Source organism: Streptomyces sp. CNX435 (assembly GCF_059570575.1).
The window spans coordinates 1-26,803 of record NZ_JCANTA010000044.1 but is presented as its reverse complement, the minus strand read 5'-3'; the positions used below and the strand labels follow the sequence as shown (position 1 = coordinate 26,803).

Annotated in this window: 27 protein-coding genes and 1 pseudogene; 14 read left to right on the top strand and 14 right to left on the bottom strand. The window is 72.7% G+C overall.

Annotated features, from left to right (window positions below; genetic code table 11):
- Positions 1 to 559, top strand: a 559-nt coding sequence (locus T328_RS35255) for an MFS transporter (protein WP_496500353.1), incomplete at its 5' end; no start/stop codon positions are given.
- Positions 560 to 893: 334 nt separating this feature from the next.
- Here T328_RS35255 and T328_RS35250 read toward each other — a convergent pair.
- Positions 894 to 1,589, bottom strand: coding sequence for a TetR/AcrR family transcriptional regulator (locus T328_RS35250; RefSeq protein ID WP_496500352.1), 696 nt, complete (start codon positions 1,587 to 1,589; stop codon positions 894 to 896).
- 97 nt (positions 1,590 to 1,686) lie between these two features.
- Here T328_RS35250 and T328_RS35245 point away from each other — a divergent pair, with 97 nt between their 5' ends.
- Positions 1,687 to 3,210, top strand: a complete 1,524-nt coding sequence (locus tag T328_RS35245; RefSeq protein ID WP_496500351.1) for an MFS transporter — start codon at positions 1,687 to 1,689, stop codon at positions 3,208 to 3,210.
- Positions 3,211 to 3,435: 225 nt separating this feature from the next.
- Here T328_RS35245 and T328_RS35240 read toward each other — a convergent pair whose 3' ends face one another.
- Positions 3,436 to 4,662 (bottom strand): L,D-transpeptidase, encoded by a 1,227-nt coding sequence (locus T328_RS35240; RefSeq protein ID WP_496500350.1) that lies wholly within the window; start codon positions 4,660 to 4,662, stop codon positions 3,436 to 3,438.
- A 270-nt stretch (positions 4,663 to 4,932) separates the two neighbouring features.
- Complete coding sequence (locus T328_RS35235; RefSeq protein ID WP_496500349.1) at positions 4,933 to 5,505, bottom strand: TetR/AcrR family transcriptional regulator; 573 nt, start codon at positions 5,503 to 5,505, stop codon at positions 4,933 to 4,935.
- Positions 5,506 to 5,602: 97 nt separating this feature from the next.
- On the opposite strand from T328_RS35235, the gene T328_RS35230 reads away from it, so the two are divergent.
- Genes T328_RS35230 through T328_RS35220 form a run of 3 tightly spaced genes read left to right on the top strand, consistent with a single transcriptional unit; the run spans position 5,603 to position 6,638 of the window.
- Positions 5,603 to 5,854, top strand: a complete 252-nt coding sequence (locus T328_RS35230) for a hypothetical protein (RefSeq protein ID WP_496500348.1) — start codon at positions 5,603 to 5,605, stop codon at positions 5,852 to 5,854.
- Positions 5,851 to 6,426: a hypothetical protein gene (locus T328_RS35225; protein WP_496500347.1), complete on the top strand. Its 576-nt coding sequence runs from the start codon at positions 5,851 to 5,853 to the stop codon at positions 6,424 to 6,426. The genes T328_RS35230 and T328_RS35225 overlap by 4 nt, the downstream gene beginning before the upstream one ends.
- Positions 6,423 to 6,638, top strand: coding sequence for a hypothetical protein (locus T328_RS35220; RefSeq protein WP_496500346.1), 216 nt, complete (start codon positions 6,423 to 6,425; stop codon positions 6,636 to 6,638). Before T328_RS35225 ends, T328_RS35220 begins: the two co-directional genes overlap by 4 nt.
- Here the strand turns inward: T328_RS35220 and T328_RS35215 are convergent.
- From T328_RS35215 to murJ, 3 genes are read right to left on the bottom strand one after another with little or no spacing between them, the layout of a single operon-like run.
- A complete protein-coding gene (locus T328_RS35215; protein ID WP_496500345.1) occupies positions 6,635 to 7,441 on the bottom strand; it encodes a hypothetical protein in 807 nt (268 codons plus the stop codon). The genes T328_RS35220 and T328_RS35215 overlap by 4 nt on opposite strands.
- Entirely contained in the window at positions 7,434 to 8,006 is a 573-nt protein-coding gene (locus T328_RS35210) for a SigE family RNA polymerase sigma factor (protein ID WP_496500344.1), read from the bottom strand. Before T328_RS35210 ends, T328_RS35215 begins: the two co-directional genes overlap by 8 nt.
- Positions 8,006 to 9,757: a murein biosynthesis integral membrane protein MurJ gene (gene murJ / locus T328_RS35205; RefSeq protein ID WP_496500343.1), complete on the bottom strand. Its 1,752-nt coding sequence runs from the start codon at positions 9,755 to 9,757 to the stop codon at positions 8,006 to 8,008. Before murJ ends, T328_RS35210 begins: the two co-directional genes overlap by 1 nt.
- A gap of 89 nt (positions 9,758 to 9,846) precedes the next feature.
- On the opposite strand from murJ, the gene T328_RS35200 reads away from it, so the two are divergent.
- Entirely contained in the window at positions 9,847 to 11,007 is a 1,161-nt protein-coding gene (locus tag T328_RS35200) for a lipid II:glycine glycyltransferase FemX (RefSeq protein WP_496500342.1), read from the top strand.
- A 206-nt stretch (positions 11,008 to 11,213) separates the two neighbouring features.
- On the opposite strand, the gene T328_RS35195 is transcribed toward T328_RS35200, so the two are convergent.
- From T328_RS35195 to T328_RS35185, 3 genes are read right to left on the bottom strand one after another with little or no spacing between them, the layout of a single operon-like run.
- Positions 11,214 to 12,131, bottom strand: a complete 918-nt coding sequence (locus T328_RS35195; protein WP_496500341.1) for a M56 family metallopeptidase — start codon at positions 12,129 to 12,131, stop codon at positions 11,214 to 11,216.
- 16 nt (positions 12,132 to 12,147) lie between these two features.
- On the bottom strand, positions 12,148 to 12,516 hold the full coding sequence (locus tag T328_RS35190; RefSeq protein WP_496500340.1) for a BlaI/MecI/CopY family transcriptional regulator: 369 nt from the start codon (positions 12,514 to 12,516) through the stop codon (positions 12,148 to 12,150).
- On the bottom strand, positions 12,500 to 13,060 hold the full coding sequence (locus T328_RS35185; RefSeq protein WP_496500339.1) for a hypothetical protein: 561 nt from the start codon (positions 13,058 to 13,060) through the stop codon (positions 12,500 to 12,502). Before T328_RS35185 ends, T328_RS35190 begins: the two co-directional genes overlap by 17 nt.
- Positions 13,061 to 13,164: 104 nt before the next feature.
- Here T328_RS35185 and T328_RS35180 point away from each other — a divergent pair, with 104 nt between their 5' ends.
- From T328_RS35180 to T328_RS35155, 6 genes are all read left to right on the top strand, one after another.
- Positions 13,165 to 13,656 carry a DUF6153 family protein gene (locus T328_RS35180; protein WP_496500338.1) on the top strand — a complete coding sequence of 164 codons (492 nt, stop codon included), beginning with the start codon at positions 13,165 to 13,167 and terminating at the stop codon, positions 13,654 to 13,656.
- Between the two features lie 92 nt (positions 13,657 to 13,748).
- Positions 13,749 to 14,402: a DUF305 domain-containing protein gene (locus tag T328_RS35175; RefSeq protein WP_496500337.1), complete on the top strand. Its 654-nt coding sequence runs from the start codon at positions 13,749 to 13,751 to the stop codon at positions 14,400 to 14,402.
- Positions 14,403 to 14,514: 112 nt separating this feature from the next.
- The gene (locus T328_RS35170) at positions 14,515 to 15,378 is read left to right on the top strand and encodes a F510_1955 family glycosylhydrolase (RefSeq protein ID WP_496500336.1); all 864 of its coding nucleotides are present in this window, start codon (positions 14,515 to 14,517) and stop codon (positions 15,376 to 15,378) included.
- Positions 15,375 to 15,548, top strand: coding sequence for a hypothetical protein (locus tag T328_RS35165; RefSeq protein ID WP_496500335.1), 174 nt, complete (start codon positions 15,375 to 15,377; stop codon positions 15,546 to 15,548). The genes T328_RS35170 and T328_RS35165 overlap by 4 nt, the downstream gene beginning before the upstream one ends.
- Positions 15,545 to 17,086 (top strand): multicopper oxidase family protein, encoded by a 1,542-nt coding sequence (locus T328_RS35160; RefSeq protein WP_496500334.1) that lies wholly within the window; start codon positions 15,545 to 15,547, stop codon positions 17,084 to 17,086. The genes T328_RS35165 and T328_RS35160 overlap by 4 nt, the downstream gene beginning before the upstream one ends.
- 350 nt (positions 17,087 to 17,436) lie before the next feature.
- Positions 17,437 to 18,060 carry a M15 family metallopeptidase gene (locus tag T328_RS35155; protein ID WP_496500333.1) on the top strand — a complete coding sequence of 208 codons (624 nt, stop codon included), beginning with the start codon at positions 17,437 to 17,439 and terminating at the stop codon, positions 18,058 to 18,060.
- 41 nt (positions 18,061 to 18,101) lie between these two features.
- Here the strand turns inward: T328_RS35155 and T328_RS35150 are convergent, their stop codons facing one another.
- The gene (locus tag T328_RS35150; protein ID WP_496500332.1) at positions 18,102 to 19,574 is read right to left on the bottom strand and encodes an MFS transporter; all 1,473 of its coding nucleotides are present in this window, start codon (positions 19,572 to 19,574) and stop codon (positions 18,102 to 18,104) included.
- Positions 19,575 to 19,731: 157 nt separating this feature from the next.
- On the opposite strand from T328_RS35150, the gene T328_RS35145 reads away from it, so the two are divergent.
- Positions 19,732 to 20,574 (top strand): helix-turn-helix transcriptional regulator, encoded by an 843-nt coding sequence (locus T328_RS35145; RefSeq protein WP_496500331.1) that lies wholly within the window; start codon positions 19,732 to 19,734, stop codon positions 20,572 to 20,574.
- Positions 20,575 to 20,744: 170 nt separating this feature from the next.
- Here T328_RS35145 and T328_RS35140 read toward each other — a convergent pair whose 3' ends face one another.
- From T328_RS35140 to T328_RS35130, 3 genes are all read right to left on the bottom strand, one after another.
- Complete coding sequence (locus tag T328_RS35140) at positions 20,745 to 21,527, bottom strand: TSUP family transporter (protein WP_496500330.1); 783 nt, start codon at positions 21,525 to 21,527, stop codon at positions 20,745 to 20,747.
- A 607-nt stretch (positions 21,528 to 22,134) separates the two neighbouring features.
- A complete protein-coding gene (locus T328_RS35135; protein WP_496500329.1) occupies positions 22,135 to 24,417 on the bottom strand; it encodes a heavy metal translocating P-type ATPase in 2,283 nt (760 codons plus the stop codon).
- 74 nt (positions 24,418 to 24,491) lie between these two features.
- On the bottom strand, positions 24,492 to 24,779 hold the full coding sequence (locus tag T328_RS35130) for a heavy-metal-associated domain-containing protein (RefSeq protein ID WP_496500328.1): 288 nt from the start codon (positions 24,777 to 24,779) through the stop codon (positions 24,492 to 24,494).
- Between the two features lie 303 nt (positions 24,780 to 25,082).
- Here T328_RS35130 and T328_RS35125 point away from each other — a divergent pair, with 303 nt between their 5' ends.
- A complete protein-coding gene (locus T328_RS35125; protein ID WP_496500327.1) occupies positions 25,083 to 26,108 on the top strand; it encodes a C40 family peptidase in 1,026 nt (341 codons plus the stop codon).
- A 299-nt stretch (positions 26,109 to 26,407) separates the two neighbouring features.
- On the opposite strand, the pseudogene T328_RS35120 reads toward T328_RS35125, so the two are convergent.
- Positions 26,408 to 26,803: pseudogene (locus T328_RS35120) on the bottom strand (transposase); the annotation flags it as partial.

The window sequence follows — 26,803 nt, the reverse complement described above, 5'->3', positions numbered from 1 at the left end:
CTACGGGGCCTTCGCCTCCGGCGCCGCGCTGCTGCCGATGACCGGGCTGCTGATGGTCGTCATGACCCTGCTGGCCGCGCGGCTGCTCGGCCGGTTCGGGCCCAAGCCGCTGCTGGTCGTCGGGCTGCTGACGCTGGCCGCCGGGCTGCTGTGGCTGTCGGCGGTCGGGCCCACCGGGTCGTTCGCGGTCGATGTCCTGCCCGCCTCGCTGGTGGCGGCGCTGGGCATGTCGCTGGCGTACATCCCGGGGCTGATGGCGGCGATGTCCGGCGTTCCGCAGGAGCAGGCCGGGCTGGCGTCCGGCATCGTCAACACCACGTACCAGGTGGGCTCCGCCCTCGGCCTCGCCGCGCTCACCGCGCTGGCCACCTCGCAGGGCGCCGACCGGCTCGGCGATCTGCCGGCGCTCACCGACGGGTTCAGCGCGGCGTTCACCGGAGCCGCCGGAGTGGCGGCGGCGGGTGCGCTGCTGACCGCACTGCTGATGGGCCGCCGCGGCAGCCGTCCGGCGGTCCGCGACGCCGGCGTGAAGGAGTCGGCCGAGGAGGTGAGCCGCTGAGCACCGGGCGATCCAGTAGCACCCCGGAGCAAACCGAACACGGGCCGTCGCGCTGGGAGATGATCCCCGCGGCGGCCTCCGTGCGCGCCACGCCTCATGCCCACGCGGATCGTGGCTGCCACCGGCTGCGGCTTCCGTATCCGAGCCGCTACTGCGTCCACAGCTCAGATGCGGAACCCGAAGAGCCCTCCGCCCTCGAACTCGTCGGCACCCTGATGCGTCGCAGCGCGTGCGCCCTGCCTGATCCGGGTCGCCCAGGTCGTCGGAGCAAGAAAGTCGGGCCCGCGCCCGTGCCGGTGAGCGACAGCCGCTACCGGCAGGTCGCACCAGAAGATCACCATGTTGCCGATGTCGCGGGGGCTTCGAAGGCCGCGGCGAGAAAGGCCGTCAGGCGCTCCACGTCGTCGGGCTGGTCGGCATTGCCGGCCGTGGAATCCGAGTTCTCCGGGGTGTCGGAGGCGTCCGGGCGTGGGCCCGGGTGGAAGTCGGCCAGGGTACCGGACTGGTGGAGGGCCAGGAGGCCGACCATGGCGCGGTAGCGGTAGGCCACCTCGTCGGGGGCGAGGTGCGGCAGGGCCGCGGTGAGGGCCTTGAGGTACTCGCCCTCCACCGGGGCGACCTCCGCGCCGAACAGCTTGCGGATCGCCGGGTCCGGCTCGCAGACGACCCGGCCGAGGAACCGCCGGAAGCCGGCGCCGCCCTCCTCCGGCCCGGCGACGCGCGCCCCCGTCTCGACGAAGGCGCGCACCAGCTCCGCCACGGTGGGCGGGCGGCCGGTGGCGCGGAGCTCATCGAGCAGGCGCAGCCGCTCCTTGTTGACCGCGGTCATGGCGCGCTCGACGACGGCGCGCAGCAGCCCCTCCTTGGAGCCGAAGTGGTAGTTCACCGCGGCCACGTTGGCGCCGGCGGCGTCCGTCACGGTGCGCAGGGAAGCGGCGGTGAAGCCGTGCTCGGCGAAGAGACGCTCGGCGGCGTCGAGGAGGCGGGTGCGGGTGGGGGTGGGGGTGGGGGCGGCACGGGGTGTGGTCATCGAGCACGAGTTTAAAACGCTCGCTTGAATCCGGCAACGAAGGCGTGCTACGAATTTAAACGATTGATTGAATCAGTCGTTTGAACGGAGTCGATCCATGCCGCCCAGCACCGCACCACCGACCGTCTCCGCGGTGAGTCCCGGCCGCCGGACGGCCGTGCTGACCGTGATGTGCCTCGCGCTCGCCGTGGTCGTCGGCATGCTCGCCTCGCTGCTGGTGGCGGTGCCGGACATGGCCCGCGAGCTGCGCGCCACCGAGTCCGAGCTGCAGTGGATCATGAACGCGTACGGCGTCACCTTCGCCGGCCTGCTGCTGGCCGGCGGCGCGCTCGGCGACCGGTACGGACGCAAGGGCGTGCTGCTGGCCGGACTTGCCGCCTTCGGACTCGCCTCCGCCGCCGTGCTCCTCGTCGACGACGTGACTCTGGTCATCGTGCTCCGCGGCGCGGCGGGCGTCGGTGCGGCCCTCGTCATGCCGATGACCCTGTCGATCATCACCGCCGTCTACCCGCCGGAGCACCGGGGCCGGGCCGTCGGCATCTGGTCCGGGGTCAGCTTCGGCTCCGCGCTGCTGGCCGTGCTGGTCGCCGGCGGGCTGCTGGAGGCGTACTCCTGGCGCTCGGTGTTCGCCGCCAACGCCGCGCTCGCCACGGTCGCCCTGGTCGCCGCCGCCGCGCTCGCGCCCGCCTCCCGCGCCGCCGTCGCCGTGCCGCTGGACGTCGTGGGCGCCCTGCTGTCCGTGACCGGCATCGGCGCGGTGGTCTTCGGGATCGTGGAGGGCCCTGAGCTCGGCTGGGCCCACGGCGCGGTGCTCGCCGGCTTCGCCGCCGGTGCCGTGGCGCTGGGCGCGTTCGTACGGTGGGAGTTGCGTACCCCGTATCCGCTGCTCGACCTGCGGGTGTTCCGCCTGCGGGGCGTCTCGGCCGGCTCCCTGGTCATCACGGCGGAGACGCTCGCGATGTTCGGGTTCTTCTTCCTGGGCCTGCAGTACCTGCAGGAGATCCTGGGCTACTCGCCCCTGCGCGCCGGGCTCGCGCTCGTCGCCATGGCCGTCGGCGCGATCGTCTTCTCTCCCGTCGCGCCCGCGCTGGCCAAGCGGTACGGCATGGCCGCGGTCATCGGACTCGGCATGGCGCTCATCGCCGCCGGGCTCCTCGTGCTGGCCGCCGTCATCGACGGCTCCGGGATCGGGGCCTTCCTCGCATCCACCGTGCTCCTCGGCGCCGGCATCGCCTTCGCCGCGACCCCGGCGACCGAGGCCATCGTCGCCGCGCTCCCTCCCGACAAGCAGGGCGTCGCCTCCGCCCTGAACGACCTCACCCGCGAGTTCGGCGGCGTCCTCGGCATCGCCGTCCTCGGCAGCGTCTTCAACTCCACCTACCGCGCGGACGTCGGCGAGGCCACCGAAGGGCTGCCCCCCGGGGCCGCCGACGCCGCCCGCGACTCGCTGGCCGGCGCCCTGCACACCGCCGACCAGGTCGGGGGTGTGCAGGGCGCCGAGCTGGCCGAGGCGGCGCGCGCGGCGTTCAACGCCGGGATGGCCAACGCGCTCGTCGGCGGGCTCGCCGTCGTCGCACTGGGCGGCGGTGTCGCGGTGGCGCTGCTGCGCCGCGGCAAGTGAGGTGTGCGAGTGCGGTTCGACCCGCAGCCCGCTGTGGGTCGCGTGGGGACGGTCGGCGTCACCGTCGACATGGGGGACGATCTGTCGGCTACGGAATCCGGCGTCACCACACCGGACGAGCCAGAGCGGCGCTGGGGCTTTACGCGCCTCGCAAGGATGCGCGCCCGGGCGGCCTGTGGTTGACGGGGAGCCATCCTCGTCCCGCCCGGGCACGCGGATCGGGGGTTACCGCAGGGCGCTGCCCGCCTGCCACTTGTCCCAGTCGACGTTCCAGGCGCCATAGCCGTTGTTCACCGGGACCGTGTCCGTGGACTTGACGACGGTGACGGGGTCGCCGAAGTGGACCTGGTCGTAGAACCACTTGGCGTCGGACGTGCTCATCCCGATACAGCCATGACTGCCGTTGACCTGGCCGAACTTGCCGTCGTTCCACGGCGCGGCGTGCGCGTAGGTGCCGGACGGGGTGAGCTGGACGTCCCACTTGACGTCCTTGAGGTCGTACGCCTCGGGCCCGAATATCCCGACGGTCTCGGAGTTCATCCGGATGCTGGGCACCTTGCTCAGCACGACCATGGTGCCGTTCCAGGTCTCGAAGCCCTTCTTGCCTGCCGAGATCGGCAGGGTGCGCAGGAGCTTGCCGTTCTTCTCGACCGCCATGGTCTTCTTCACGACGTCGACGGTGCTGACGACGGCGTCGCCGACGGTGAAGTCGATCTTGCGGGTCTGGGTTCCGTACAGGCCGTCGCCCGCGTCGACGCCGTCCAGGTTGATGCGCAGCGTGACCTCCGTGCCCGGTTTCCAGTACTCCTCGGGCCGGTAGTCGATCCTGTCCCGGCCGTCGCGGTCCTTCATCCAGTTCCACGCCCCCTCCACGCCGGGGTCGGCGGTGACCGAGAGGCCGCGCTCGACGGCGGCCTTGTCGTCGATGGGCTTGTTGAACACGATCGAGACCGGGAGGGCGACGCCCACGGTGGAACCCTTGTCGACGTTGTACTCGCCGACGAAGGTGTCCTCTTCAGCCGGATCTTCGGTGGTGAAGGTGGTCTTCTCGGAGACCGGCTCGGCGTCTTCGCCCGTGGCCTCGGCGACGACGGTGTACGTGACACCGGGCGCGAGCGGCTCGCTCGACGACCAGGTGTCCTTGTCGCCCGACAGCTTCCCGTCGAGCCTGCCGGGGCCGGTTGCGGTCACCTTCACAGAGGTGAGTTCGCCGCCGTCGGAGGCCCGAACGGTCACCTTGTCCTCCGTGGCGACGGCGGTGGCAGCGGAGCCGGGGGTGACCGTGATCCTCGTGGGGCGCGGGTCGTCCCCGCCGGCTCCGCCGCCCTCCTCCGAGTCCTTGTCAGAGCCCGCGGCATCGGTGCAGGCGACGAGGGCAAGAGCCGCGACGGCGGCCAGCGCGGCGGCGCGGATGGCCTGGGCAGGTCGCCTCGATATGCGGGAAGTGATCATGGGCGTGCCTCCGTCTTCGGCAATTTCTGTTAAACATCTTAGTGGACGCGCCGCGGTTGTCCGCGGTTCCGGCGCAGCGGTCACCCGTTCCGGGCATGCCGTTCAGGACTGCCCGGGCCGCCTCCGGTTCGGCGTGACATGCTCGGCGTCGGGTGGCTAAAGCACTTAGCGATCACTTACGCCGATCAGCTCCGAGTGCCGCCCGAGTCCGTGGTCGCCATCGGCGCCGGCGGTCGCGGTCGTGGTGTGCGCGCACCCTTCGCGAGCGGGTCAGCGCGGGCGAAGTCCGTCCAGAGTGACCGCCAGCAGCCGGCGCACCGCAGCCTGGGACGGCAGCTCACCGGCCGCGGCCAGCGCGTGCAGGCAGTAGCGTGCGAGCTCATCGGGACCCGCGTCGTCCCGCGCGGCTCCAGCCTCGGCGGCCTCGGCCAGGAGGTCCCGGAGCAGGCCGACCAGTTGCTGTTCCGCGTCGGCGACGACCCGGCCGCGGTGCAGCAGGGCGAACAGCTCCTCGCCGTGCCGGCCGCGATGGTGGCAGATGAGGGCGTAGCGCTCCAGGACCGCCTCCAGCCGCCGTCCGGCGTCGCCCGGCCCTTCGCGCAGTCGCGTGAGTTGGTCGAGGTGGGCGCTGACGTGATCTTCGTGGAACGCGACGAGAATCGACTCGACGTCCGGAAAGTACTTGTACAGCGTGGCGCGGCCGATGCCCGCCCGCTCCGCGACCTGCGACATCGTCACCGACATAGGCCCGTGCTGGGTCGCCAGCGACCAGGTGGCCTGCAGGATCGCCTCGCGCACCGCCTGGCGATGCGACTCGATCGTCTGGTTCCACAGCTTCGGCACCGGATCAGTATACGCAACGGCGGTGTCGGGACACTTTGCCTTGTGATAGACAATGTGTCTTGTAAAATCCAGTTGCCGCCCGACTTGGAGGACCGTCATGGCCGATCCGACGCGCAGTTCCGCCACGGACGAAACCCGGCCGGGCCGCGGCCGCACCCCGCCACCGGGCATGCCCCGCTGGCTCAAGCTGACCGCGTTCACGGTCGGCGCCCTGTTGCTGATCGGCCTCGTCGTGATGCTCACCGGCCTCGGCGGCGAGCACGGACCCGGCCGGCACACGGGCAGCACCGGGGCGCCGCCGGTCGATCCGGCCCCCGCACAGGTCGTTCCAGGGACCGGTCGCGCATGACCATGCCGCCCCGCCTGCGCAAGGCCGCGCTCTTCGTCCACGTCGTCTCGTCGGTCGGCTGGCTCGGCGCGGTGGGCGCGTACGCGGCCCTCGACATCGCCGCAGTCAGCGGCCGGGACGTCGAGACGGTACGGGCCGCCTACGTCGCCATGGGGCTGACCGTCTCCTACGTCATCGTGCCGCTGGCGCTGGCTTCCCTGCTCACTGGGACCGTGCAGGCCCTGGGCACGTCCTGGGGCCTGTTCCGGCACTACTGGGTCCTGGTGAAGCTGCTGCTCACCGCATTCGCCACCGGCGTCCTGCTCGTGGAGACGCAGACCACGGACCACCTCGCGCACGTGGCGGCCTCCGGCGCCGACCCGCGCGACCTGCCGGGCACGCTGCTCCACTCCGTAGGCGGCCTGATGGTGCTGCTCGCCGCCACGCTCCTGTCGGTGTTCAAGCCCCGCGGTCTGACCCGGTACGGATGGCGCAAGCAGGCCGACGAGCGTGCTCAACCGCGCACCGCGGAGGGCGGAGCCGCGCAGTCAGCCCCGGCCATCGGCGACCGGCCGCGCCAGGGGGCTCGATGACCTTCAGCCTGACCTGCCGACACTGCCACCGGGCCATCACCGGTGCGGACGAGGACGACCTCGTCCTCCGGGTCCAGGACCATGTCCGTGAGCACGCGCACGAACACGGCCGCAGCCACGCCGTGACCCGAGAGCAGATCCTCGCGCGACTGCATCGCGACCGGCGCCCGGGGTCGACGCCGCCGGACCGGCCGGAGGAGCGCTCGACTTAGGGTCCCTGCTGGCCGGGGCCGGTCGCCGCACGGCAACCGGTGTCACCGCCGTCCTGGACGCTGCCTTCAAGGCAGTCGCGGGTACGGGCGTCGGCGTGATCACCAACCGAGACGAGGAGCACCGCGAACCGCTCCCCTGAGCGCACCAGAGTGACCCGGGCGGTACTGCCCGCGGAGGTCAGGACATATTCGTGCGCGGCGTCGGGACGCGGGTCATTGCCGTGGTGGCGTACCGCGGCCGGATGCCAGCCGCACGAGCGCAGGGCCTGCTCGAAGGCGGCCATGGCCGCGGCCGCCCGGTCCGTGCCGCCGTAGCGGGCGATCCGGTGCTCTGCGTACGCCCCGCCGCGGCCGGAGTACGCCGCGGTGACCGTGTCCGGCGCATTCCCGGCCGGGGGCGGCAGGGCACAGCCGCCCAGCAGAGCCGTCGGCGGGCCGTGGTGCGCCGCTGTTCCAGCGGGGCGCCAGTGGTAGGCGTCGTGCCAGGGCAGCGCCGACGGGCCCAGCAGGGAGGCGCGCGTCAGCCGGCCGTCCTCCTCGGGGGCGGGCAGCACGGCGGTAGCCGCCACGTAGTTCGTACGGGCTTGAGGAGGCGCCTCGCCGCCGGGAGCGGTGACCGCCGGGACGAGCAGCCAGCCGCTGACGGCGAGTACGGCGCCAGCCAGCCCGGCCGCGCCCCTGCGGCGGGTCCGGCGGCGGGCGGCCCGGCGGCGGGCTGCGGCCGGTCCCGGGGGTGCGGCGGCGCCCTCCACGGCGTCGCCGAGGTGCCGCAGTCGCGCGCCGATGTCCGGCTGGTCAGCCACGGGCCGTCACCTCCTCCGCGAGCCCGCGGGGCTCGCGTCCCGGAGGATACGCGGCGCGCGGCGGCGGGCCGGCCTCGTCGGTGAGGTCGGCGGCCAGGGCGCGACGGGCGCGGTGCAGCCGTGTGCGTACAGTCGCGGCGGTGGCGCCCGTCTCGCGGGCGACGGTGGCGATCGGCAGGTCCAGCAGGTGGTGCAGGACGACCGCGCGCCGCTGGTCGGGGCGGAGCCGGCGCAGCGCGGCGACCAGGGCGACGTGGTCGGGGCCGACACCCGGCAGGTCGGGGGGTGGACCGTGGCGGAAGTGGGCGCGGACCCGGTTGCGGGACTTGCGCCAGGAGCTGACGGCCAGGCGCATCGCGACGGTGCGGATCCAGGGGTTCGGGTCCCGGCCGCCGGCAGTGAGTTTGTCCCAGCGCTGCCAGGCGCGGGCATACGCCTCCTGCACGGCGTCCTCGGCCTCGGCGGCGTCGCCGGTCATCGCGTAGACGGCGGCGATGAGGCGGCGGGCGCCGTCGGCGTAGCAGCGGTCGAAGTCGTGCTGCGGGGCATACCGTTCGGCGCTCATCAGCCCACCGCTCTGCGGTGGCGGCCGCCACCTCGCCGGCGGCGACCGCCACGTCGCCGGCGGCGCCGGGTCAGCGGCACGGTGAGCTCGCCCACTTCGGGGATGCGCAGCAGACGGGACAGCAGGAGAACGGACAGGGCGATGACGGCGGCGCCGAGGACGAGGCCGCCTAGGTCGCCGGGCGGGCCGGTGCCCCACCGGCGGTTGGCCCAGTGGGCGAGGGGATACGCGGCGAGCGCCCCGGGGGCACAGGCGGCGACCAGAGCCAGGTGGGTGGCGAGCACGCGCTGCCCGCGCAGCCCCCGGTTGCGGGGGCCGGTGCGGCGCAGCCGCCGGTGCAGCGTGCGGGCGGTGCAGAACACGCCGAGGGTGCAGGCGACGGCGTAGGCGGCGGCCATCCCGGTGACGGCGTGCCGGGCGGGCAGCAGGGCGTACGCCGCGGCCGTGCCGGCCGCGTTGGCGCCGGCGATCACCAGGGTGAGCAGGAACGGGGTGCGCGTGTCGGAGAGCGCGTAGAAGCCGCGGGCCAGGGCGTACTGGGCCGCGAACGCGGGCAGTCCGGGGGCGAACGCGACGAGGACGCGGGCGATCGCGCCGGCGTCGGCCTCGTCCACCTCGGCGTACTGGTAAGCGACACCCACGACCTGCGGCGCCAGGACCAGGAAGACGACCGCGGCGGGCACCACCGCGACGGCCGACCGGCGCAGGCCGCGACCCAGGTCGACGGCCAGCCGGACGGTGTCGCCCGCGACGGCGGAGCGGCTCATGGCGGGCAGCAGGGCGGTGACGAGCGCGACGGTGATCACGCCCTGGGGCACGACCCACAGCTGATAGGCGTTGCTGTAGGCGGTGTAACCGACGCCCTCCTCGATGCCCTCCCGCACCGCGCGCACGCCCACGGAGGTGGACAGCCGGGTCACCACCCAGTACGCCACCTGGTTGGCCAGCACCAGCAGCACGGTCCAGATCGCGGCCTTCAGCGGCCGGGTCAACCCGGAGCCACGCCAGCCGAAGCGGGGGCGGAAGCGGAAGCCGGCCGCGCGCAGCGACGGCAGCAGGGCCAGCGCCTGCACGGCGATGCCGGCGGTGCTGCCCAGACCCAGCAGGAGCATCTGCCGGTCGGTCACCTCCGTCGCGTCGGAGGCGCCGACCGCGACGGCCAGATACGTGCCGAAGACGGCGATGACGACGAGGTTGTTCAGGACCGGGGTCCACATCATGGCGCCGAACCGGTCGCGGGCGCCCAGTACCTGGCCGAGCAGGGTGAACAGGCCGTAGCAGAGGATCTGCGGCAGGCAGAAGCGGGCCAGGGCCACGGTGAGGTCGCGCTGCGCGCCGGTGTAGTCGGTGTAGGCGCCGACGATCCACGGCGCGGCGAGCACGGCAGCGGCGGTGATCGCCAGGAGGGCGAGCGTGCATGCGGTGAGCAGCCGGTCGGTGTACGCGGCGCCGCCGTCGCGGTCCCGGACCGCCGCGCGCACCAGCTCGGGGATGAAGACCGAGTTGAGCGCGCCGCCGAGCAGCAGGATGTACAGGATGTTGGGCACGGTGTTGGCGACGTTGTAGGCGTCACCCACCAGCCCGGTGCCGAGCGCGGCGACCACGACGGCGCTGCGGACGAACCCCGTCAGCCGGGAGACCAGCGAGCCCAGCACCATGCTCGCCCCGCCGCCGCGGGCGGTCGCCGCTCTCACCCCCTTCCCGTCCGGCGGCACCTGCTGCCGCGAGGGCGCGCCGAATCCATCTGTCACGCGGCCGTGCCCCCAGGCGTGTCCCAGGTGAGCGGGCAGGTCCCGCCCCCTCCCGCGTGAGGGTCCCGACTCGCCCTGAGGAGGTCTTCGTGACGGTGACGACACCCGCGCCGCACCGATCCCCGACGCTGACCGTGGCGCCCACCTCGCCCGACCGGCACACCGACTACCTGCGCTACCGCAGCCTGAGAGGCGGCCCCGGCGCCGTGAGCTTCCTGCAGACCGCTGCGTGGGCGCGCGTGAAGCCCGAGTGGAGCGCCGAACGGCTCGGCTGGTTCGACGCGGACGGTCGCCAGCTCGGTGCGGCCCTGGTGCTGCACCGGCGGCTGCCCGGCGCGCGGCGCACCTTCGCGTACGTACCGGAAGGGCCGGTGCTGGACTGGTCGGCCGCCGGCCTGGACCGCTGGCTCGACCCGATGCTCGAACACCTCGGCCGGGCCGGCGCGTTCGCCGTGCGCATGGGGCCGCCGCTGGCCTACCGCCGCTGGACGGCGGCGACGCTGAAGGGCGCGGTGGGCCCGGGACGCCGCATCGGCGAAGTCGTGGCCGACGTGGTCGACCCGGTGGGCGCCTCGGTGGCCGAATGGTTGCGCGAGGCCGGCTGGACGCGGTGTGCCGAGGACGCGCAGCCGCGCCACCTCTTCGAGATACCGCTGGCCGGCCGCGGCATGGACGACGTGTGGTCGGGCTTCAGCCAGGAGTGGCGGCGCAACGTGAGGAAGTCGGTGAAGAGCGGGGTCAGCGTCCAGATCGGCGATGCCGGACAGATGTCGGTCTTCCACGACCTGCTGACGGTCACGGAGCGGCGGGACGGCTTCTCCCTGGGCCGGTCGCTGGAGTACTTCGAGCGGCAGTACGCGGAGATGAACGCGGAGGCACCGGGGCGGATGCGGCTCTACCTCGCCCGGCACGACGGGGAGACCCTGGCCGCCCACACCCTCGTCACGCTGGGCAGCCGCGCCTGGTACGTCACGGGCGCCTCCGCCGACCACCGGCGCGAGGTCCGCCCCAGCCACGCCCTGCAGTGGCGCATGCTGCGCGACGTCCTCGGCAGCGGCGCGGAGGTGTACGACATGCGCGGCGTGCCCGACACCCTCGACCCCGCGGACCGGCCGTACGGGCTGATGCGCTGGAAGCTCGGCACCGGCGGCCAGGTGGCCGAGACCCTCGGCGAGTGGGAGCTGCCACTCGACGGCCCGGTCAACCGCGCGCTGCACCGCGCGATGCGCGCCTATCTCACCCGTCGCTGAGACCGGCGTCTTCCTGAGGGTTCCGCACATGTGCCTGCGCACTCCCGTGACCTCGATCTGCTATACCGCTAAGCAATTTAACAGTACGCTGGTGTCCATCCCGACAGCCTTCCCCGCCGCTCCCCGGTACGGCGGGGAAGGCTCACGGCCGACGTTGCGCTCGGCGGCGGGTGCGCGGAGGCGGGGGTTGTGCTGCGGGCCGGTTGTCAGCCGACGGCCGGCCCGCAGGCCAGCAGCAGCGGCAGCGCCGGTGCGGCGAGGGACGCCAGGACCAGACCGAGGCCGGTGACCGGGCGGGGTTTGGGGCGCGGGGCGAGCATCCGGCGCAGCCGGATGAGCGCGCCGGGGCCGCCCGCGCCGATGGCGGCCTGCGGTGCCTGGCCGGCGGCGACCTCGCACATGGCGGTCGCCAGGACGTCGCGCGGATGCGCGCACAGCGCACGGTCGTCCGCGACCATCTCCAGCAGGAGCGTCGTCTGCTCACGGGCCAGCCGGGCCAGCGGCAGCCGGCCGTACGCGCGCTCGAAGGCGCGGGTCGCGGCGTGCAGCAGGTGGTGACGGCCCTCGATGTGGGCCCGCTCGTGGTCGAGCACCGCGCGCAGTTGCTCGTCGGTGAGCACCTCCAGCGCCCCCCGCGTCACCACGATGCGCCGGGCACGGCCGGGCAGGCAGTACACGGCGGCGGCGTCGAGGTCCACCACGGTGGCGCCGTACTCCGGTGCCGGGCGGCCGAGCAGGGCGAGCATGTCCAGGTGGCGGCGCTGTGCCCGGGCGGTCTGGCGCAGCGCCAGCAGCAACCAGCCGACGGGGACGAGGACGATGAGCGCGGGTGGCACCAGCAGGAGTGCGTCGGTCAGGGTCGGGGTCGCGTCACCGGTGGCCGCGTTCGCCGGCAGCCCGCACAGGCTGAGCAGACCGACGACGCCGCCGTGCACGTGCTGCTCGACGAGCACGAGGTGGTAGACGGCGAGCGCCGTCGCCACGAGGAAGGTCGCCACGAGTCCCTGCCAGGCCAGCACGGCGACCCTCGGGGAGCGGTGTGTCCACTGCGCCCGCGCCAGCGCGTACGGAGCGACCGCCCCGGCGAGGGCGGCGTAGGCGGCCAGCACGAGCACGGTGGTCATGCGCGACTCCGGGAGATCACGCGCCGCTGCGGCGCTTGGCGGCGCGGAGGGCCGAGCGCAGCGCCTCCACCTCTTCCGGCGAGATCTGCTCGACGAAGCTGACCAGCGCTCCGGCCGGATCCGGGTTGCCGCCCAGGGCCTGCTGCATGAGCGCCGCGGTGTACTGCTGGCGGGTCAGGGTCGGCTCGTACACCCAGGCCCTGCCCTCCTTCTCACGGGTCAGCAGGCCCTTGCGGAAGAGGATGTCGGCGACGGTCTTGACCGTGCTGTAGGCGATGGGCCGCTTCTTGTTGAGGTCCACGAGGACGTCACGTGCCGTCGCCGGCCGGCCCCAGGCCCACAGGCGGTGCATGATCTCCGCCTCGAGCTCACCGAGCTGTCGCACGCTCGCTCCCTTCGCTCCTGGCCTCCCCAGTCGGCCGAGGGGTCAGCCAAGCTCCATCGTAGTCGGCCGGCGAGCCGGGTCGGGCGGGCACCGGGCAGGCGTCCGCCGTGCGCAGGCGCCGCCGCAGGGCGTAGGCCAGCAGGGCGACGGAGGCGATGCCCAGCACGGGCTGGACGGGCGCCCAGTACGACAGGGAGCCGCTGACGCCGAGCGCCAGCACGACCAGCTTGTTGCAGACGGGGCAGCCGACCGCGAAGGCGGACACCAGCCCGGCGACGACCGCGCGAGCGGGACGGGGCCTGACGTCAGCCGGACCGCCTGGAGCGGGTCGCGGTGCGGGCGGCCCATGCCGTACGTACGACGCGACGAGCAGCCCCTCAAGGGCGGACGTGAGCGCCCACACTGGGTAGTTCCACCACAGCACCGGCGTCATCCGGGTGTAGAAGGGTGTGCCGACGACGCCGGTCGGCACCCCGATGGCGACGGCGGCCACGACCGCCACCGCGAGCGCCATCAGCCAGTGGCGCGGCGTCCAGTCACGCATGCGTGACCCTCCCCTCTTAAATGCCAAGTAGCTTAGCTGAAATTCGGAGGGGTTCCGAGGCGGTGAGCGTCCGGCTTGGGTAGTCTCGGCAGGGAGAGGAGATCGTGATCGTGAGCAACGCCTGGCCGCGAGCGGGTGGCGTCATAGGGCGCCTCCTGTTCATCGGCGTGCTCGCGCTCGGGATCGTGGCCATGCACAGCGCGGGCCACCCCGACGGCTCCTCAGGTCAGGGGATGTCCGGCCACTCCACGGGCTCCGCGGTCCACGCCGGCGGCACGCTCGCCGCCGCTGCCGACCCCGCCCACGACGCCACGGGCCACGGGGCCGCGTCCGCGAAGGCGGTGGCGGACCCGGGGTCGGCAACCACAGAGCGCGCCGCCGTCACCGACGGTCTGACCACCGGGATGGACATGGCCTCCATCTGCCTGGCCATCCTCGGCACCTGGGCCTTCGCCGCACTGCTGCGCGCTGCCTTCGCCCGCAGCGGCGGTAACCGTACTGCGAACGCACTGCTCCGCACTCTTGCCACGATGCGGCCTCGCCCGCCGCCGCCACGACCACCCGACCTCGCCCGTCTCTCGGTCCTACGGATATAGGCCGACCCCGCCCCGCCGGCGTGCCGCTTCGCGCACCCGGCGGTGCAGCCGTGTCCTGTACATCCGTAGATCACGACAGCGAGGAATTCATCATGACCAGCACCACGCGCGCACTCGGGCGCTTCCGCAGCCGCCGCGCCGCCGGGGTCGGCATCGTCGCCGCCGGGGCCCTGCTGCTCGCCGCATGCGGCGACGACGGGGACGGCGGGGCCGGCATGTCCGGCATGGACCACGGTGGCGACTCCAGCAGCTCCGCTCCAGCGGAGGCCGGGCAGGCCGACGAGTTCAACGACGCGGACGTCACCTTCGCCCAGAGCATGATCCCGCACCACCGGCAGGCCGTGGAGATGGCCCAACTGGCCGACGACCGTGCCGCCGACCCGGAGATCAAGAAACTGGCCGAGCAGATCGAGAAGGCACAGGACCCGGAGATCAAGACCATGACCGGCTGGCTGAAGGAGTGGGGCGAGCCCACCGAGATGCCGGACATGGACGGGATGGATCATCCCGGGATGTCCGGGATGATGTCCGAGGAGGACATGAAGGAGCTCGAGTCCGCCCAGGGCGCGGAGTTCGATCGCGCTTTCGCAGAGATGATGATCGAGCACCACGAGGGCGCCATCGCGATGGCCGAGGACGAGCAGAAGAACGGCGAGAACGCCGACGCCAAGAAGCTCGCCGGCGCCATCGTCGAGGGCCAGTCCGCCGAGGTCGAGAAGTTCCAGGACATCCTCGACCGGCTCTGAGCCGTGACGCCCTGCCCCGGTCCGCCGGGTCCCGCACCTGCCGGTGCGGGACCCGGCGGACCCCGCCCCCTCGTCTGACCGCGGCGCCGGCCGCACACCACGAAGGATCCTCATGACGAAGCAGCCCGCCGTCGCCGGCGGCGCCCTGGCACTCACACTCGTCCTCGCCGCCTGCTCCGACGCCGACAGCGACGGCAGCGGCCCCAAGGCCGAGGGGACTGCGGACGTGCGCATCAGCCACGTCCACGGCCTGGGCCTCGACCCCGCCGACCAGCGCCTGTACGTCGCCACCCACGAGGGCATCTACACCGACGGCGACGGCGACGGCCCCCGGCTCGTCGGCGACAGCAAGGACGACTTCATGGGCTTCACCGTCGCCGGGGCCGACACCTTCCTCGCCAGCGGCCACCCCGCCCCCGACGCGGGCGGACCCGGCAACAAGGGGCTGATCCGCAGCACCGACGCGGGGAAGACCTGGAAGACGCTCTCGCTGGCCGGCGAGACCGACTTCCACGCACTCGACTACGCCCACGGCACCACCTACGGCTACGACGCCACGAACGGTCTCCTGCGCACCAGCAAGGACGGCGTCAAGTGGAAGGACGGCGCGCAACTGCAGGCCGTCGACATCGCGGTCAGCCCCGAGGACCCGGAGCTGGTTCTCGCGACCACCCCGGACGGCGTCGCCCGCAGCACCGACGGTGGCGCGACGTTCGCCGCCGGCGAGAAGCCCCCGATGACCTTCGTCTCCTGGAAGGCCACCGGTGCCCTGTACGGCATCGATCCCGCGGGCGCGCTGCACCGCAGCAGCGACGACGGCACCACCTGGAAGAAGACCGGCACCGTCCCCGGCGGCCAGCCGCAGGCCCTCACCGCGGTCGACGCCGGCCACGTCCTGATCGCCACCCAAGACGGGATCTACGAGTCCGAGGACGGCGGCAAGACCTTCACCAAGCGTCTCGCGGTGACCCAGTGACGTCGATCACCTTGATGACCGACGAGGTGACGACCGCGGGAGGCGAGGAGGCGGAGCAGCGCCATGCCGCCCTCGCGCGCTTCCAGAAGCTTGTCCACCAGCCGGGTGCCGCCACCGCGGGCGGCGATGCCGACACGGCCTGTCCTGCCGAGAAGAGGACCACATCGTGAACACCGTCAACCGCCGCACACTCATCCGCGCGGGTCTCGGCGCCGCCGGCGTCGGCACGCTCGCCGCCTGCGGCGGCTCCGCCAGCTCACCTGCGATGGTCAGCCCTTCCGGCTCGGCGGTCGCCCGCGCCGAGAAGCGGCGCGGCGGCACCGGCCGGGAGCGTCAGGTCGCGCTGACCGCGGCGCCGGCCACGCTCGACCTCGGCGGCGGCGTGCGCGCCAAGTCGTGGGCGTACGACGGCCGGATCCCCGGCAAGCAGGTCCGGATCACCGCCGGCGACACGCTGGTCGCGGAGCTGGTCAACCAGTTGCCGGGCAAGACCGCCACCTCCGTCCACTGGCACGGCCTCGCCCTGCGCAACGACGCCGACGGTGTCCCGCCGGCCACCCAGGCGGCGGTGCGGGCCGGTTCGGCCTTCACCTACCGGTTCGTCGCCGGCACGCCTGGCACGTACTGGTTCCATCCCCACGTCGGCGTGCAGCTGGACCGCGCACTGTACGCCCCGCTGATCATCGAGGACCCGAGGGAGCCGCTCGCGTACGACGAGGAATGGGTGGTCGTCCTCGACGACTGGCTCGACGGGATCACCGGGACGCCGGACGAGGTGCTCACCCAACTCGGGCGGGGCATGGGCGGAATGGACACGGGTGGCGACATGCCCGGCCACGACATGGACGAGGAAGGCGACGGCACGTCGATGAAGCACATGCTCATGGGCGCGACGAGCGACTTGCTCGGCGGTGACGCGGGGGACGTGAAGTACCCTCACCACCTGGTCAACGGGAGGGTCTCGCACGATCCCGAGGTCTACCGGAGCAGGCCGGGCGCACGCGTGCGGCTACGGCTCGTCAACGCCGGCGGGGACACCGCGTACCGGGTGGCGCTCGGCGGCCACCGGATGACGGTCACGCACACCGACGGCTTCCCCATCGATCAGGAGGAGGCCGATGCGCTGCTGATCGGCATGGGTGAACGCTACGACGTGCTGGTCACGCTCGGCGACGGCGTCTTCCCACTGGTGGCGCTGGCCGAGGGCAAGGACGCAACCGGCCTTGCGGTGATCCGCACCGCCTCGGGACGTATGCCTTCCCGCCGGACCCGGCCGCGCGAGCTCGACCGCCGGGTGCTCACCGCGGCCGGGCTGCGCGCCGCGGCGGACATGCGCCTGCCCACGCAGAACACGGACCAGCGGCACGTGATCGAACTGTCCGGAGGCATGGAGAAGTTCGACTGGTCCCTGAACGGCAAGAAGTTCGACATGGACGAGCCGGACGCCGATCCGTTCCTGATCGAGGAGGGACAGCGGGTGCGGCTCGACTTCGTCAACAACACTGACATGTGGCACCCGATGCATCTGCACGGGCACACTTTCCAGCTCGGCGGTTCCGGGGCGCGCAAGGACACCACGATCGTGCTGCCCAAGAAGACGGTCTCCGTACTCTTCGACGCCGACAACCCCGGCCAGTGGCTGGTGCACTGCCACAACGTCTACCACGGGGAGGCCGGGATGATGGGCCTCGTGGCCTACCGGGAGTGACGGCCTCGACGGACCTGGCACATGAGGCGGCGGTCTCGTACGGCACGGGCCCGCCGCCCAGGACAGCCACCCGCGGCTTAACGAACCCTCATCTACGGGAGACCCGGTTGATCGGCGACGACAGCGCAGTCCCCGCGTGCGGCCGGGCGCCTGCGTCGGTCGTGCGGACCGCGCTGCTGCTGGCCCTCGCCGGCCTCCTCATCACCGGCTGCTTGCCCTCCGCGAGTGACAAATCTCCGCCAGACACACCGCAGCGGCCCCGGCCGACCTCCGCCGCCCCTCGTCCCAGCCCGTCTCCCACGGCCTCGCCGTCCGGCTCGGCCTCTCCCGCTGCGACTGTCGATGCCGAGGTGTCCGAGATCGGCGACGCCCAGTGGGCCCGTATCACCGCCGCCGGCGTGTGGCGCGAGGGCTGCCCGGTGGGCCGCGAGCGGCTGCGCCGGGTGTCGCTCGACCACTGGGGCTTCGACGGCCGGGTACACCACGGCGTCCTCATCGTCCACGAGGATGTGGCCGGCAGCGTCGTCCGCATCTTCACCCGGCTGTTCGAGGCGCACTTCCCGATCCGCCGGATGGTGTCGATGGAGGAGTACGGGGGCGACGACCGGGCGAGCATGAGGGCCGACAACACCTCCGGCTTCAACTGCCGCCGGCAGGGTCAGGCCAACGCCTCGCCCGCCAGGTCGCCCCACGCCAACGGCCGCGCCATCGACATCAACCCGCTGGAGAACCCCTGGAAAGACCTGCGCTGCACGTGCTGGAAGCCGAGCCCGGAGCACAGCGAGCGCACACCGGGGAAAGGCAAGATCCTCAAGGGCGGCATGGTGTGGCGTACGTTCACTGACGCGGGCTGGATCTGGCAGAACATCGACACCCCCGACTACCAGCACTTCGACACGGGCTTCCCCTCCCGGCCGTTCGCCGACCGGCCACCGGCGGACAGCCGGTCGCCGACCGGCGGCGAACCCGGCTAGGGCGTGCCGGTGGGGCCGTGGCGCACGTGCTCGACGTGGGGTCATGTGCGGTTCCCGTGCTCGGCCGGGGCCTCTCCGGCGCCGAGCGTGTGCCCGGGGCGGTGGTTCTTCCCGAGCAGGGCGGCTATGAGGACCGCGCCACACGCGAGGAGCGCGGCGGCGACGGTGAGCGCGAGCGAGAAGCCTTCCGTCGCCGCGCGCAGGGGGTCCTCCTGTACGGTCAGCGCGTCGCGGCGGCGCGTGGCCAGGGCGACGAGCACCGCCACCCCCAGGGCGCCTCCGACCTGTTGCACAGAGCTGAGGACGGCCGAGCCGAGCCCGGCGTTCTCCCCGGTGGTGCCGGCGAGCGCCGCGACCGTCAGGGCGGGCAGGCTCAGTCCGCACCCCAGGCTCGTGACGAGCATCCCCGGCAGGACGCCGGAAGCGTAGCCGTCACCCGGCGCCACGCCGGACAGCATCAGCAGTCCGGCCGCGGTGATCAGGAACGACGTGACGAGGGCCGGGCGCGTGCCGAGCCTGAGCACCGCTCGGGAGGAGAGCCCCATGCCGGCCAGGATGCCTGCGCCGTAGGGCAGGTAGGCCAGGCCGGCCGTGAGCGGGTCGTAGCCCAGCACGGTCTGCAGATGCACCATCAGCAGGAAGGCCATCGCGTACATGGCGGCGGAGAACAGCAGCGTCGTCCCGTTGGCGACGGCACGGAACCGGAAGGACAGGAACGACAACGGCACCAGTGGCTCGGCGGTCCGTGCTTCGACGGCGACGAAGGCGACGGCCAGGAGTACGGCGAGAACCAGCGGCCCGGCAGCGGCCGTGTCCCCCCAGCTCGACTCGCTGGTCTGGAGCAGTCCGTAGACCAGGGACACCACGGCACCGGTGCCCAGTACCGCACCGGGTATGTCGAGGCGTACCGTACGCACGGCCCGGCTCTCGGGGACCAGGCGCGGGAGCAGCACGAGGGTCGCCAGGGCCACGGGCAGGTTGATCAGGAAGATCCAGCGCCAGGACGCGAGGCCGGTCAGCGCGCCGGAGATCACCAGGCCCGCCGTGCCGCCCAGACCCGCGATCCCGCCCCAGATGCCGAACGCCTTGGCGCGCTCGCGGGTACCTGGGAAAAGGAGCGCGATCAGTGCCAGTGCGGCAGGGCTGGCCATGGCCGCTCCCGCGCCCTGGACGAACCGCCCGGCCACCAGTTGCCAGGGCTCCTGCGCGAGCCCGCAGACCAGGCTCGCCGCACCGAACAGCGCCACGCCGCTCAGGAAGACGCGCCTGCGGCCCAGCAGGTCGGCCATGCGGCCGAACAGCAGCAACAGCCCGCCGAAGGCGAGGAAGTAGGAGTTGACGACCCAGGCCAGACCCGCGGTGCCGAAGCCGAGGTCGTCGCGCACGCTGGGGAGCGCGACGCTCACCACGTTGTCGTCCAGGACGAGCATGAACTGCACGAAGCACAAGACCACCAGGGCCGCTCCACGACGCCCCACGGCTTCAGCGGTGGCCGCTGCCGGTGCCGACGTCATGCCGGGCGCCCCGTCCTCGTAGACGGGCCGTACACACTGCGGTGGCGCCCATGGCGCGGATGATCGATCGGCATGAGACGACGCTATGCACCCGCCGCGCTGGCCGCGATGCGCTACAGGGCCAGGTCATATCGCATCGAGGACATACGCTGGGAACATGAGCGATGACGTCTTCGGAGCCGTCCCGGTCGGCGTGGGGGCCATCGTCGTCGGGACCTTTCCACTGGCCCCCGGGCAGTGGTTCGTCCCGCACAGCCACCCGCAGCACCAACTCGCCTGGGCGCGGCGCGGTGTGCTGGGCGTCGCCGTCGGCGACGCCTACTGGGTCCTGCCGCGCACACGGGCGCTGTGGCTGCCGGCGGGGGTGGTCCACCGAACCGGCGCGACCCGCGACGCGGTGTTGTGCAGCCTCTACTTCGAGCCGGACCGGTGCGATCTGGCGTGGCCGGAGCCCACGCCGGTCGGCGTCGACGGGCTGCTCGCCCACCTCATCGCCCATCTCAGCCGCAAGGACCTCCCCGATGACGCGCGGCTGCGGGCCGAGGCCGTGGTGCTGGATCTGCTGCGCCCCTTGCCGACCACGCCCATCGACGTGCCGCAGCCCACCGACGACCGCGTCCGCACCGTGGCCGAAGCGCTGCTCACCGACCCTGCGGACCCGCGGACCCTTGACGGGCACGCCCGGGCCGTCGGGGTGAGCCGGCGCACCCTGACCCGGCTGTTCGTCCACGACACCGGCATGAACTTCGACCGCTGGCGCACGCATGTGCGGCTGCGTGCCGCCCTGCCCCTGCTCGCCGAGGGCCAGCCCGTCTCCCGGGTCGCCCACACCGTGGGATACGCGACATCGAGCGCCTTCCTCGCGGCGTTCCGGCGGACCGTCGGCACGTCCCCGGGACGCTACCTCCATGGCGACGCCGCGTTCGAGGCATCTTCTGCGCCTGCCTCGGTGCCCCCGTCAGCGCCTGCTGTTGCAGCGGGGGAGGCGTGGCAGATCTGAAGGCTCAGCAGGCCGAGGACCAAGGAGGGAAACCCGACCGCGGGCTCGTGCTACCCGAGGGCGCGGAGCACCATGCCGACCGCCGGCTTCGGGCCGAACGACGTCATCTCGCGCGGCGGCATGACGCTGGCTACGTCAGAAAGGACAGCGCTTCTACACCAGCGGCCCGGTCAGTGCAGGGTCTGGAGCACGTAGAGGGCGCCGATGCCTGTGGCGAGGGTGGCGAGCAGGAGCCGCAGCGCGGTCTCGGGCAGGAGCGGCTGGATACGGGCGCCGAGGTAGCCGCCGGCCAGGCCGCCGAGCCCGCAGGACAAGCCCAGCGGCCAATCGGGAGCGACAGCACCGGCGGCGGCCACAGACAGCAGCGCGTAGGTGCTCGCGCCGGCCACGGACGTCACGAAGGTGGAGGCCAGAGCGGCGGGCGCGACGGTGGCCACCGGCGCTCCGCGGCCGACGAGGATCTGGCCGAGCAGGGAGCCGCCCCCGATCCCGTAGATGCCCCCCGCGACACCGACAGCCAGTGCCAGCGACGTCGTCGTGCGGGGCTTCGGCTCGCGGGTGGCGCGGGCTGGTGCCGGGCGGACGGTCCGCAGCCACAGCCACAGCCCGAGCGGCAGCAGCAGCGCGGCGATCAGGAGGCGGAAGACCTGAGGGCCCGGAACGGCGAAGACACGGATCACCGCGCCGATGACAACACCGGGCACGGTACCCGCGATGAGCAGGCGGGTCAGCGGTCCTCCCAGACGACCGGCTCGCCAGTACCGCAGGAGGGCGCCAGGGGCGGCCACGACGTTGTACAGCAGGTTCGTCGGCGTGACCGCCGGGCTCGGCACTCCCAGGATGCTGACCTGCACGGGCAGCAGGAAGACCGCTCCGGAGACGCCCACCGGCGAGGTGGCCACCGAAATCAGGAGCCCGGCAAGAAAGCCGAGCAACCCCATCTCCCAGGCCAACACAGCCTCCTTGAGAGGTCATATCCCAGCACGCCCCGGACCGGGCGCCTCCCGAAGCGATGAACCACCGCTGTCGAAGCCGAGGCTGATGGTGAACTGATTCGCCACCAGCGGCTGCATGCCCCGCTCGTACGAGCTGACTTGCGTGATCGTATTCCTCACGGCTCCCCCTCCCCGCGCGGGCCGGCGGGCAGGGCGAGGGAAGAGACGTGGCCGGCCACCGCGGTGCACCGGGTTCAGCACACGACCTCCTTCTCGTCGGGCCGGCCGATGATGTCCGGCTCGGCGGGTGGCGGAGCGTCGAGCAGGCCGTGTGCGGCCCGGTAGTCGTCGTCACCGGTGCACCGCGACGATACGGGCGTCTGCGGCTGCGTGGCGACGCACTCGTCGCCCGAATCCGGCCGCCCGTGGTCGTCGTGCTCTCCGCCGGGCGCTGCGCCGCGCGGCGCCGGCTGCGCTGCCGCCGACCGGAGACACGTCGGCGGCCGCCCCCGTCTCTCCGCGCGACTTGCGCCGCGTCCGCGAGCCGCCTGGTGGTGCGTTGACCCTGCGGAACCGGGCAGGGCGGGTGCCGGCGCACATGCCGGCACCCGCCCCTCCCCCCGCCTCAGCGGAACCGTCGCAGCCGCAGGCTGTTGGTCACCACGAAGACCGAGGAGAAGGCCATCGCGCCCCCCGCGATCATCGGGTTGAGCATCCCGGTCGCGGCCAGCGGGAGGGCCGCGACGTTGTAGGCGAACGCCCAGAAGAGGTTGCCCTTGATCGTGGCCAGGGTCTTCCGCGACAGCCGGATCGCGTCTGCCGCAACCCGCAGGTCTCCGCGGACCAGCGTCAGGTCGCCGGCCTCGATCGCCGCGTCGGTGCCTGTGCCCATCGCCAGGCCCAGGTCCGCCGTGGCCAGTGCCGCCGCGTCGTTGACGCCGTCGCCGACCATCGCCACCGACCTGCCCTCGCCCTGCAGCCGCTTGACGACGTCCACCTTGTCCTGCGGGAGGACTTCGGCGATGACCTCGTCGATGCCGACATCGCGGGCGACGGACTCGGCCACGGCCTGGTTGTCGCCGGTCAGCAGCACCGGCGTCAGCCCGAGCTGCCGCAGCTCCGCGACCGCCTCGGCGCTGGTGGGCTTGACCGCGTCGGCGACGGTGAGCACGCCGCGCGCCTCGCCGTCCCAGGCGACGGCCACGGCCGTACGGCCCTCTGCCTCCGCGGCGTCCTTCGCGGCCCGCAGTTCCTCTGGCAGCTCCAGCGCCCACTCGCGCAGCAACTGCTCGCGTCCCACGACCACCGCGTGTCCGTCGACGACGCCCTGCACGCCGAGACCGGCGACGTTCTCGAAGCCCTCGGGCACCGGCAGTTCGCCTACGCCGGTGATCGCGCCGTCGGCGATGGCGCGGGCGATCGGGTGCTCTGAGGCGTGCTCCAGCGCGCCGGCCAGCCGCAGCAACTCCTTCTCGTCGGTGCCCTCCGCGGCGTACACGCCGGCGAGCGCCATCCTTCCGGTGGTGACGGTGCCGGTCTTGTCCAGGACGACGGTGTCGACCCGCCGCGTCGACTCCAGCACCTCGGGGCCCTTGATGAGGATGCCGAGCTGCGCACCGCGGCCCGTGCCGACCATCAGCGCGGTCGGCGTGGCCAGGCCGAGCGCGCACGGGCAGGCGATGATCAGCACGGCCACGGCCGCGGTGAAGGCCGTGGCGGCGCCCTCGCCGCTGCCCAGCCAGAAGCCGAGGGTGGCCAGGGCCAGGGTGATGACGACCGGCACGAAGACCGCGGATATCCGGTCAGCGAGGCGCTGCACCTCGGCCTTGCCGTTCTGCGCGTCCTCCACCAGCTTCGCCATCCGCGCCAGCTGGGTGTCGGCGCCGATGCGGGTGGCCTCGACGACCAGCCGCCCGGAGGTGTTGACGGTCGCGCCGGTCACGGCGTCCCCGGCCGTCACGTCCACGGGCACGGACTCGCCGGTCAGCATCGAGGCGTCCACCGCCGAAGTGCCGTCGACCACGGTCCCGTCGGTGGCGATCTTCTCGCCGGGGCGTACGACGAACCGGTCGCCGACCGCGAGCTGCCCGACCGGGATACGGATCTCGCGGCCCTCGCGCAGCACTGCCACGTCCTTCGCGCCGAGTTCCAGCAGGGCCCGTAGCGCGGCGCCGGCCTTGCGCTTGGAACGCGCCTCGAACCAGCGGCCGAGGAGGATGAACGCGGTGACGCCTGCCGCCGCCTCCAGGTAGATGTTCGACGCGCCGTCGGAGCGGGAGACGGTCAGGTCGAAGCCGTGCCGCATCCCGGGCATCCCCGCGTCCCCGAGGAACAGCGCCCACAGCGACCAGCCGAGCGCGGCCAGCGTGCCGACGGAGATCAGGGTGTCCATCGTCGCGGCGCCGTGCCGCGCGTTGGTGTAGGCGGCCCGGTGGAAGGGCCAGCCGCCCCAGACGACTGCCGGCGCGGCCAGGGTGAGGGAGAGCCACTGCCAGCTGTCGAACTGCAGCGACGGGATCATGGCGAGGGCGACGACGGGCAGGGCGAGGGCGATCGACACGAAGGTGCGGTGCCGCAGCGCGGCGAGCTCCGTCGCCGCCCGGTCCGCCTCGCGCTCGCCGACCGCGTCCGCGCCTGTCCCCGCGCCCGCGTCGTCGGGCTCCGGCGCCCTGCGCTCCTCGGCGGTGTAGCCGGTCTTCTCGACCGTGCCGATCAGATCGGCCACGTCGACCTCGTCCGCGAACGTGACCTTGGCCTTCTCCGTGGCGTAGTTGACGGTGGCGGTGACGCCGTCCACGCGGTTCAGCTTCTTCTCGATCCGCGCGGCGCAGGAGGCGCAGGTCATCCCGCCGATGGCCAGTTCGACCTCACGGTCGGCGAGTCGGGTCTCAGGTGCCGTGCTGGTCACGTCTCTGCTCTCCTCCGGTGTCGTGCGATGCGGGTCGGGCGGCGGAGGGGCGCCGCCGCCCGACCCAGCAGGGGTCAGGCCCTGCCGACGAGCTTGTAGCCGGCCTCCTCGACCGCGGCGCGCACCGCCCCGTCGTCGAGGGCGCGGTCCGCTTCGACGGCGACCGTTCCGCTGGCAGCGTCGGCCTTGACGGAGGTCACGCCCGGCAGGGCCGAGACCTCCTTGGCGACTGATGTCTCGCAGTGCGCGCAAGTCATGCCGCTGACGGTGAAGACCGCGCCGGTCTGCGGTGCGGTGGTGTCCGCGGTGGCGGCACCGCCGCAGCTGCCGTCGGTGGTGCAGCAGGAGTGGCTCTCGCTCATGGTTCTCTTCCTCCAGAAGGCAGGCGGGGCGCGAGGGAAGTGCGCCGCTCTCACCGATGCACAAGCTAATACCCTAGGGGGGTATCCTGCAAGCCCCGGCGCGCCCGCCGCCTGCGGACCGGACCGGCCCCCCATCCGCTATGCGACTTCCGGCCTGAAGCCACCCCTCCCGGCAGTAATCCATGACTGCGTTACCCGCGCCACACCTGAAGCCGTCATCGAGCGATGCAGTTGCAGCTAATCTACGTAGCAGATAAGTTGCACGAAGTTTCGATACCCGCCACGGTCTGGAGTAGCCGCAGGATGGGAAAGCACCGCCGCCCCAAGCCCCCGACCCGCGCCCGGCTCACGGCCCTCGCCGCCACCGCCGGGGCCGTGAGCATGCTGCCGACGCAGGCCGGAGCCGAGCCGAAGCCCTCCATCGAAGAGGTGCGCCAGCAGGTCGAGGAGCTCTACCACGCCGCGGAGGTACCGACCGAGGAGTACAACGCCGTCCTGGTGGAGCAGAAGAAGCTGCAACGGCAGGCAGACCGGGCACAACAGCGACTCGCCGACCAGCAGGCGGAGATCAACGAACTGCGCCGCAGCCTCGGCCCACTCGCGGCCGCCCAATACCGCGACGGCGGACTCGACCCCAGCGTCCAGCTCTTCCTGTCCAGCGACCCCGACACCTATCTCCGCGAGGCCGAGTTGCTCGGCCGGGTCAGCAGCCGCCAGGCCGTCCAACTCAGCAGCCTGGAAGCCGGAGAGCGCGAGCTGGCCCGCCAGCGCGCTGAGGCGGCGAAGAAGCTGGCGGAGGCCGAGCAGGCCCGTAAGGAGGCCGGCACCAAGAAGCGGGAGATCCAGAGCAAGCTGACCGAGGCCCGGCAACTGCTCAACTCCCTCACCGCGGAGCAGCGCGCACAGCTCGAAGCCGCCGAAGAAAAGGCCGACCAGGCCACCGGAGCAAGCGACAGCCCCGCCTCGTACAACGGCCCGGCCAGCGGCCGCGGCCGTACCGCGATCGAGTTCGCCTACGCCCAGCTCGGCAAGCCCTACGAGTGGGGCGCCACCGGCCCGGACTCCTACGACTGCTCCGGCCTCACGGGTGCCGCCTGGGCGGCCGCCGGGGTCTCACTGCCCCGCACCGTCCAGCAGCAGTACTCCGCCGGCCGCCAGGTCGACCGCTCGGACCTGCAGCCGGGCGACATCATCTACTGGTACAACAGCACCCAGCACAACGGCATGTACGTCGGCGACGGCAAGGCCATCCACGCCCCGCGGACCGGCAAGAACGTGGAGATCGTCGGGCTCGACACCATGCCGTACTACGCCGCGACCAGGCCCTGACGCTCGCCGGCTGACGGAAGCGGCGTGCCGCTGACCGTCGATCGAGGCCGCGGTGGTGCTCTCGCTGGTGCTGGCCGGAGTACGTCCGCGAGATCGTCGACGACCAGGACGGCCGCGTGGGCGGGGGTTGCGAAGCTTAACCTCGATCTTTCGTGACGGTCCGTCGGTTTGTTCGGCGGGCCGTTTCGGTGTTCGGGCTGGTGGTAGTGAGGCTGATGGCCCGGCTGTCGCGTCGGGTGGGCGCCGGGTTCCACGGCTCCGGTCGGGTGGTGCTGCTCGCGGGGATGGGAACGTGCTGGTCAGCCGGGGTTCGGGAGAGCTTCGAGTCGTGCCAGGGCGTCGGTGATCACGTTGGTCCAGGGCCAGTGGCGGGTGAATCTCAGGTGCCGGCGGCGGGCGGTGGTGACGATCTGGGCGGCGGCGGAGAAGAGGCGGAGCCGGAGCCGGCGGGGCTCTCACCTGCGTGTTTCGCCTTTCAGTGCGAGCATGGGCATCCATGCGAGGAGGTCGAGGGCGATCTGGACGATCTCCAACCAGATCTGGTTCTGGGTGGTGTCGTGCAGGGGCAGGTTGCGCAGGCCGGTGGCGCGGGCGGCGCGGATGCGGTCCTCGGCCCTCGCGCGCTGGCGGTGCCGCAGTTCGAGGGCGGCGATGGGGATGCCGGTGGTGTTGGTGGCGAAGGCGGTCAGCCGCAG

Excerpts from the sequence above, each read along its gene's own strand:
- T328_RS35250 (WP_496500352.1), bottom strand. The coding sequence starts at position 1,589 with ATGACCACACCCCGTGCCGCCCCCACCCCCACCCCCACCCGCACCCGC.
- T328_RS35245 (WP_496500351.1), top strand. The coding sequence starts at position 1,687 with ATGCCGCCCAGCACCGCACCACCGACCGTCTCCGCGGTGAGTCCCGGC.
- T328_RS35240 (WP_496500350.1), bottom strand. The coding sequence starts at position 4,662 with ATGATCACTTCCCGCATATCGAGGCGACCTGCCCAGGCCATCCGCGCC.
- T328_RS35230 (WP_496500348.1), top strand. The coding sequence starts at position 5,603 with ATGGCCGATCCGACGCGCAGTTCCGCCACGGACGAAACCCGGCCGGGC.
- T328_RS35225 (WP_496500347.1), top strand. The coding sequence starts at position 5,851 with ATGACCATGCCGCCCCGCCTGCGCAAGGCCGCGCTCTTCGTCCACGTC.
- T328_RS35220 (WP_496500346.1), top strand. The coding sequence starts at position 6,423 with ATGACCTTCAGCCTGACCTGCCGACACTGCCACCGGGCCATCACCGGT.
- T328_RS35210 (WP_496500344.1), bottom strand. The coding sequence starts at position 8,006 with ATGAGCGCCGAACGGTATGCCCCGCAGCACGACTTCGACCGCTGCTAC.
- T328_RS35195 (WP_496500341.1), bottom strand. The coding sequence starts at position 12,131 with ATGACCACCGTGCTCGTGCTGGCCGCCTACGCCGCCCTCGCCGGGGCG.
- T328_RS35185 (WP_496500339.1), bottom strand. The coding sequence starts at position 13,060 with ATGCGTGACTGGACGCCGCGCCACTGGCTGATGGCGCTCGCGGTGGCG.
- T328_RS35175 (WP_496500337.1), top strand. The coding sequence starts at position 13,749 with ATGACCAGCACCACGCGCGCACTCGGGCGCTTCCGCAGCCGCCGCGCC.
- T328_RS35170 (WP_496500336.1), top strand. The coding sequence starts at position 14,515 with ATGACGAAGCAGCCCGCCGTCGCCGGCGGCGCCCTGGCACTCACACTC.
- T328_RS35150 (WP_496500332.1), bottom strand. The coding sequence starts at position 19,574 with ATGACGTCGGCACCGGCAGCGGCCACCGCTGAAGCCGTGGGGCGTCGT.
- T328_RS35145 (WP_496500331.1), top strand. The coding sequence starts at position 19,732 with ATGAGCGATGACGTCTTCGGAGCCGTCCCGGTCGGCGTGGGGGCCATC.
- T328_RS35130 (WP_496500328.1), bottom strand. The coding sequence starts at position 24,779 with ATGAGCGAGAGCCACTCCTGCTGCACCACCGACGGCAGCTGCGGCGGT.
- T328_RS35125 (WP_496500327.1), top strand. The coding sequence starts at position 25,083 with ATGGGAAAGCACCGCCGCCCCAAGCCCCCGACCCGCGCCCGGCTCACG.